We start from the raw sequence: 6,055 nt of genomic DNA on the forward strand, positions 1-6,055 counted from the left end.
CGTATGCCGACCACCAGGGAGCTCCTGCCGACGTGGTTGATGCGGGCGTGAAAGATCAGGTCGCGGGAGACGTCAGCTGCGTGACGGATCAGGATGTTGTCGATGGCGGCGGTGACCACGCGCGCTTCGGGGTAGCTGCGCCGGACGTAATCGAGCGCGGTCTTCTCCGCCACCAGGTCGAGCTTCTCGAGCAGGAGGCCGAAGCGGAGGTTTCCCTGCAGTTCCTCATCGATGACCTTGAAGCGGCGGCGCAGGGGAGGATCGGTGCTCAGGGGAAGGGTTTCGTAGTACGAAGTTTCGTTGGGCCGCATTGCTGCCTCCTGCCGCTAGGATGACTACAGGTGAGGCGGCGACCGACTCCACTTTCGCTACCACTGCTGCTTTCGGCCAGTCAGAGGGGAGGCCTCCCGCCCCTGGCAGGGGGGGAGGCGGCGAGAATAAAAGTGGGGAGTGCGAAGGGGACCTCTGCGAAAGAAGAGGCGGTCGCGCCTTGCCGACTCCAATCATACAGGGAAAGCGCCCTGTTCGCCAGCTGATCCCGCTTTCGAACAGGCAGAGTCGCCTTGTCAGGGGCGGGCGTAACCGAACTGCATGGAGAGCGACTCGGCGCTCAGCCTGAGGGAAGGGATGATCTCCGCCTCCAGCCGCTCGCCGAAGAGCCGGAAGGAGGGCCCCAGCATCATGAGGGCTCCCACCACCTTGCCGGCGTAGTCCCGGATGGCGACCGCTACGGTGATCACCCCCTCGCCCATACCGCCGGAATCGACCGCCACCCCCTTCTCCCGGATCTGCTCCAGTTCGGCCCGCAGCACGGCCAGGTCGGGGTAGCGGCCCCGCCCGCGGCTGCGCCCCCAGCGCCTGCCGATCCTCTCCAGGAGGTCCCAGGAGTCGATGGCCCTCATCACCTTGCCGGCGGCGTTGCTGAAGAAGGGCAACCGTCTCCCAACCACCGGCTCGACCCGCTCAGGCTGTCCGCAGTCCACCATGTCGAGGAAAAGGACCTCCTCGCCGTTGGGGATCACCATGTAGATCGCCTCGTTGTGGCGGCGGGCCAGCGACTCCAGTACCGGCCTCACGTCACTGATGATGATGCCGTGCAATTCGTCGTTGACCGGGGCCGGGGGAGCATCGGTACCGGACAGCGCAAGAGAGCTGCTACCGCTCCCCTCAACCAGCTCTTCCACCAGCCGCCGCGCGCAGCCGGCGTCGCCGGTCAGCAGGACCCGTTCGACCAGTCCCTTTTTCTCCAACATGTTCATGAGCCTGGTGGCCTTGTACCTGCTGATACCGGCGGCGCGGGACAAAGCGGACACCGAGCCCCGCTCGCCTCCGCTGGTTGCCAGGATTTCCAGGAGCTCAACGGCCTTGCGCAGGTCTTTCGAGGAAACATCCTTCTTTCGTTTCAGCATGTCATCTCCTCCTCAACACCCTTCATCCAGAGCACCTCGGAGTTGCCATCGACAGCGAGAGTCCCGTCTCCCTCTTGGGCAGCTTAAGGCAGCGCGTCTCCAATCTTCACCGAAATCGGAACAAAACAACTGTTGATTTATGCAACACCTTGGTAAATAGCGTTTTGCTTTGGAAGAAAGTTACCCGCTGCTAACGACGGTGTCAAGGTAAAATAAAACAATATTCTACGTTTTTACTCCAAATGCGACCTTTTTGCAGTTCGCGCCACGCCAACAACGCAAAAAGGCCCACCTCCAGCCGGGGAAGTGAGCCTTTTCAGGGAAAGAGCTGTGCTTACAGCGTTACATCATTGTACCGCCCGTAGCGGTACCGCCCATAGTAGTACCGCCGATGGAAGTACCGCCCGTAGCGGTACCCCCCATCATGGTACCCCCTGTCCCGGCGAACCCGCCCATCATGCCGCTGTAGGAGGAGGACATGTTGCGGTACGGCATGCCGGTGATGATGGTGGACATATAGCTGGTCATGTTGGTGATCAGGTTGTTCATGATGGTAGGATTGCCGGCCGCTCTGACCGACGACATGTTGCTGAAGATGCTCCCCATCATGCCGCGGTACCGGTTGACGTCCAGGGTGGTGGTGCCGCCGCTGGTGGAGAACAGCTGTGGCATCTGGCTCCCCATGATGGTCGCCATGTTCTGGGCGGTGGTGTGCATGGTGCCGTTTTGGCCGTTGATGTAGTCAGTCATCATGTTGGTGCCGGACGGGAGCTTCATCTTGGTGCTCAGGGCAATCATGGCATCCTGCATGCTTGCGTACTTGCCGGTTTCCATCATCTCCCGCAACTCGGTCGACATCGGGCTGATGAAGTTGCTGTTGACCGTACCGCTCACGCTGAATTTGGGCATGGAGAGGAGGTAGCTGTTGGCGACGGCCTGGTTGGTATCCTTGTCCATGGTCACCCCTTGGGTCGCCATGGCGACGATGGGATACTTGCCGATGTCGGCGGAGTCGACCATGAGGGTGTAGTTGCCATTGGCATCGGTGGTGGTGGAAGGCTCGCCGGCATCGAGCTTGTAGTTGCCGTTTTTGTCCATGAAGACGGTGGCGTTGACCAGGTAGCCATCGGCGACCTTGCCGGAAACCGCGGCCACTCCCGCGGCCGAGGTGCCCGAGCCCGAGCCGCCGCCGCAACCTGCCAGTGCGCCAACCATAACGAATGCTGCTGCCGCCAAGATCTGCTTTTTCATAGTGCCGTCCCTCTTACCTTTTGACGTTGCCTGCCCAAAAAAGATGCTTAGAAATCGTGGAACACCGCGAGCCCGCTGCCGTAATCCGGACTGTTGGTGGTGATGCCCTTTGCCAGGTACCCTTCGATGCCGGTACTTTGAGTAGCCAGATACTTCAGTTTCAGACGGACTTCCAGCAGGTCGCCCGATCCCGCCACCGGAGCGCCAGAGCCCTTCACGATGACCATGGGGAGGAAGCTGTCCGCAATGCCGTAGCCGATGCCGGCGTCGTAGCTGAGGTAATTCTTGAGAGCGATCCTGCTCGAGCTCCCCTGGAAGGTGTAACCGGTCTCCGCGAACGAGTACCAGTTGCCGAGCTGTTTGGAGAGCTCCACGAATATGGATTCGCTGAAGGTGCCGGTGCCCAAGGCCTTGTTCTGGTCGCCGGTCGGGAACTTGACCTGGAGATAGGGGCGGATCTTCGGCTTGTAGTCGCCTTCCGGGACCAGCACATAGCCGGCCTTGGCGATCATGTCCCCCAGTCCGCTCTCCGCGCTCCCCCCGCTGCCGGCAGTGGACGAGGAAGAGCTCGTACTGCCCAGCGTCCCGGGACCCATCATGGACATGCCGTGCATGGCAGTGCTGCCTGCCCCGGTGAAGAGACCGGTATTCACCTGGGAGTTGCTCTGGTAGAGAAAGGGAATCTCAAGCGAGAACGCAAGCCGGTCGGTGGGATAGTAGGCGGCGGTCAAGGGGACGTAGACCGACTCCGTGCGGTGGCCGGTTCCGTAGGTCCCGGAGGCGAATTCGAAGCCAACACCAACGGTGGCCAACGGTCCCGCGGCATGCGCCAACGCGGGGCAGCTCAGGGCGAAGGCCGCCAGCAGGCAGCTCATCCGTCTCAACCTATCAGAGGTCCTCACCATCTCCATCCTGTGCAATCGGCCCGTCTCAACCGTCATCTAATGCCTCATCATCATGCCGCCACCGCCACCACGTATCATGCCGTTTTGATAAAGGCTTCCTCCGGAGGACCGCTGCATGCCGGTTCCCGACCCGCCACCCACCTTCCAGACCGGCTCCCCTTTGGCAGTACGCAGCTCGGCCTGGGAACCGGTGGTGCGGTTGACCAGCTTCTGGGTCATCAGGTACTGCTTGCCATCCTGCCCCTGGGCCTTGGCCCCCTTGGCGGTGACCTCGTCCCCTACCTGCACCGCTATCCCCTTCTTCTCCCAAAAGTTCCTGGGCCCTACGCTGAGATTGACCGAGTCGGCGCCGCTGCGCAGCTCGATGATGACCTGGTCCCCTTCCCCCGCATGGTTCACGGACACCACCCGGCCGGCTACCGTGGTCACCGTGTTGAGGTCGTAGCCGTGGCTGAAGTCCAGGCCGCTTTTGCCCCTGTCGTCCCCGTATCCGAAAAAGCTCGCAAAGCCGGCGAAGGCCGGGGCGGCGGACAGGGAGCAGAGGAGCAGCGCCCAGCTGAGAATCGTCGAGAGCCGGTGGATGGTCATGGCAGTTATCTGGTTTCCTTTTCCGGCGGTCCGCCCCTGGCCGCCCTGGTCATCGTGTGTGTGGTTATATCCACACTGCATGCCAACTGGCAGCAAACCGGTAAGACGCTGTAATCATTAGGGGGGATTGGGGGAAGGTGGAGAGAGGGGGGCTAAAACGTGCAGCGTTTTGCACCTATCTTACTTGAAATTGCACGGACTAGGCATCCTCCAGCATGCCATACTCCTTCAGTTTGTACTGGAGGCTGCGCCGGGAGATGCCGAGTTCCTCGGCTGCCAGCCGGCGGTTGCCGCCATGCATGCGGATGGCCTTGGCGATAAGTTCCTTCTCTGCAGACTTCAGCATCTCACGGCTGTCCAAGCTGGCGGGGGCCTCCTTTTGCAGCATCTCTTCAGGAAGCGCATCGAGCCCGACCTGCTCCCGGGCCAGGATCACCGCCCGTTCCATGACGTTTTGCAGCTCGCGGACGTTGCCTGGCCACTGGTAGTGCTGCATCGCCCGCAGGGCCCCGGCATCGACCCCCTTGATCTTCTTGCCGACTTGCGCGGCGAATCGGCGCAGGAAGTAGTCGACCAAAAGCGGCAGGGCATCGCCGCGCTCCCGAAGCGGCGGCAGGGCGAGCGGGAAGACGTTCAACCGGTAGTAGAGATCCTCGCGGAAGCGGCGCTCATCGACCTCCTGGCGGAGGTTGCGGTTGGAGGCCGCGATAACCCTGACATCGGCCTTCAACTCACGGTTCCCCCCTACCCGCTCGAAGACCCTCTCCTGCAGAACGCGCAGCAGCTTGGCCTGCAGAGAAAGCGGCATTTCTCCGATCTCGTCCAGGAAGATGGTGCCCCCCTTGGCCAGCTCGAACTTTCCCTGGCGTGCCTGGACTGCGCCGGTGAAGGCCCCCTTCTCGTGGCCGAACAGCTCGCTTTCCAGGAGGTTTTCAGGAATGGCGGCGCAGTTCAGGGCGATGAAGGGACCCAGGCCACGGGTGCTCAACTGATGGATGGTCCTGGCAATCAGCTCCTTCCCGGTCCCACTTTCACCGGAGATGAGCACATTGGCCTGGGTAGGTGCAACATCCTGCACCAGCCGTTTTACCGGACGCATCGCCTGGCCGGCGAAGATCAGCTCCTCCGGCGGCAAGCCGGCGGCTGCCGCTTCCTTGAGGGAGAGGTATTCGTGTCTCCTGGCCCTGGCCTCGATAGTGCGATTGATCAGGGCGAGCAGCGTGTCTGGATCGGCGAGCGGTTTGGTCAGAAAATCGACCGCCCCCTCCTTGATGGCGGCAACCGCCTCCTCGACCTTGCCAAAGGCGGTCAGGAACACGAACTGGGGCGGGTCCGGGTCGTTGCGGGTCGCGCGGAACAGTTCCAGTCCGCTCTTCCCCGGCATCTTAAGGTCGGAGACCACCAGGTCGAAATTTCTCTTGCGCAGCAGGCGCAACCCGGCGCTGCCGTCGGCGGCGGTTTCCACCTCGTGCCCGTCATCCTCGATGATGGTCTTCAGAAAGCTCCTGAAGGTGTCATCGTCCTCTACCAGCAGGATGTTCCCTTTCATGATTAACCCCAGCGGTCCCTCTCCCGCTTCACGAGCGGCAGGGTCACCGTTACCGTCGTTCCTTCGTTTGCCACGCTGCTAAGCTCTATCGTCCCAGCGTGCTCTTCCACGATTTTCTTGCACAGCGCGAGCCCAAGACCTGTCCCCCTGCTCTTGGTGGTGAAAAAGGGCTCGAAGACCCGTTGCAGATCCTCCTCGGCCACACCCGAGCCGCAATCCCGGAAGGTGAGCAGCACCCGGTCACCCCGCTTTTGGGTACCGATCATTAGCGTTCCCCCTTCGGGCATGGCCTGCAGCGCATTCTTCCCTAGGTTGAGCAGCACCTGTTCCATGCTGTCCCGGTTCCCGGCCAC

7 protein-coding genes are annotated in these 6,055 nt (G+C 61.8%); all 7 read right to left on the minus strand.

All coding sequences use genetic code 11. The features are described 5' to 3' along the window. Positions 1–311 (minus strand): hotdog domain-containing protein (locus VJ604_RS18720; protein WP_324085129.1); only part of this gene is annotated, 311 nt, incomplete at its 3' end. A gap of 255 nt (positions 312–566) precedes the next feature. Further along, the gene (locus tag VJ604_RS18725; protein ID WP_324085131.1) at positions 567–1,409 is read right to left on the minus strand and encodes an IclR family transcriptional regulator; all 843 of its coding nucleotides are present in this window, start codon (positions 1,407–1,409) and stop codon (positions 567–569) included. 342 nt (positions 1,410–1,751) lie between these two features. Continuing rightward, positions 1,752–2,660, minus strand: a complete 909-nt coding sequence (locus VJ604_RS18730; protein WP_324085133.1) for a hypothetical protein — start codon at positions 2,658–2,660, stop codon at positions 1,752–1,754. Positions 2,661–2,707: 47 nt separating this feature from the next. After that, positions 2,708–3,601 carry a transporter gene (locus VJ604_RS18735; protein ID WP_324085135.1) on the minus strand — a complete coding sequence of 298 codons (894 nt, stop codon included), beginning with the start codon at positions 3,599–3,601 and terminating at the stop codon, positions 2,708–2,710. Next, positions 3,602–4,153 carry a MamS/MamX family magnetosome protein gene (locus VJ604_RS18740; RefSeq protein WP_324085136.1) on the minus strand — a complete coding sequence of 184 codons (552 nt, stop codon included), beginning with the start codon at positions 4,151–4,153 and terminating at the stop codon, positions 3,602–3,604. It lies immediately after the preceding gene. A gap of 199 nt (positions 4,154–4,352) precedes the next feature. Continuing rightward, entirely contained in the window at positions 4,353–5,702 is a 1,350-nt protein-coding gene (locus VJ604_RS18745; RefSeq protein ID WP_324085138.1) for a sigma-54-dependent transcriptional regulator, read from the minus strand. A gap of 2 nt (positions 5,703–5,704) precedes the next feature. Further along, on the minus strand, positions 5,705–6,055 hold a 351-nt coding region (locus VJ604_RS18750; RefSeq protein ID WP_324085140.1), incomplete at its 5' end, for a sensor histidine kinase.

This window comes from Geomonas sp. (assembly GCF_035254065.1).
GTDB lineage: Bacteria > Desulfobacterota > Desulfuromonadia > Geobacterales > Geobacteraceae > Geomonas.

Bases quoted from the DNA above. Each gene is read 5' to 3' on its own strand.
- VJ604_RS18745 (WP_324085138.1), bottom strand. From the start codon at position 5,702: ATGAAAGGGAACATCCTGCTGGTAGAGGACGATGACACCTTCAGGAGC.
- VJ604_RS18725 (WP_324085131.1), bottom strand. From the start codon at position 1,409: ATGCTGAAACGAAAGAAGGATGTTTCCTCGAAAGACCTGCGCAAGGCC.
- VJ604_RS18735 (WP_324085135.1), bottom strand. From the start codon at position 3,601: ATGACGGTTGAGACGGGCCGATTGCACAGGATGGAGATGGTGAGGACC.
- VJ604_RS18740 (WP_324085136.1), bottom strand. From the start codon at position 4,153: ATGACCATCCACCGGCTCTCGACGATTCTCAGCTGGGCGCTGCTCCTC.
- VJ604_RS18730 (WP_324085133.1), bottom strand. From the start codon at position 2,660: ATGAAAAAGCAGATCTTGGCGGCAGCAGCATTCGTTATGGTTGGCGCA.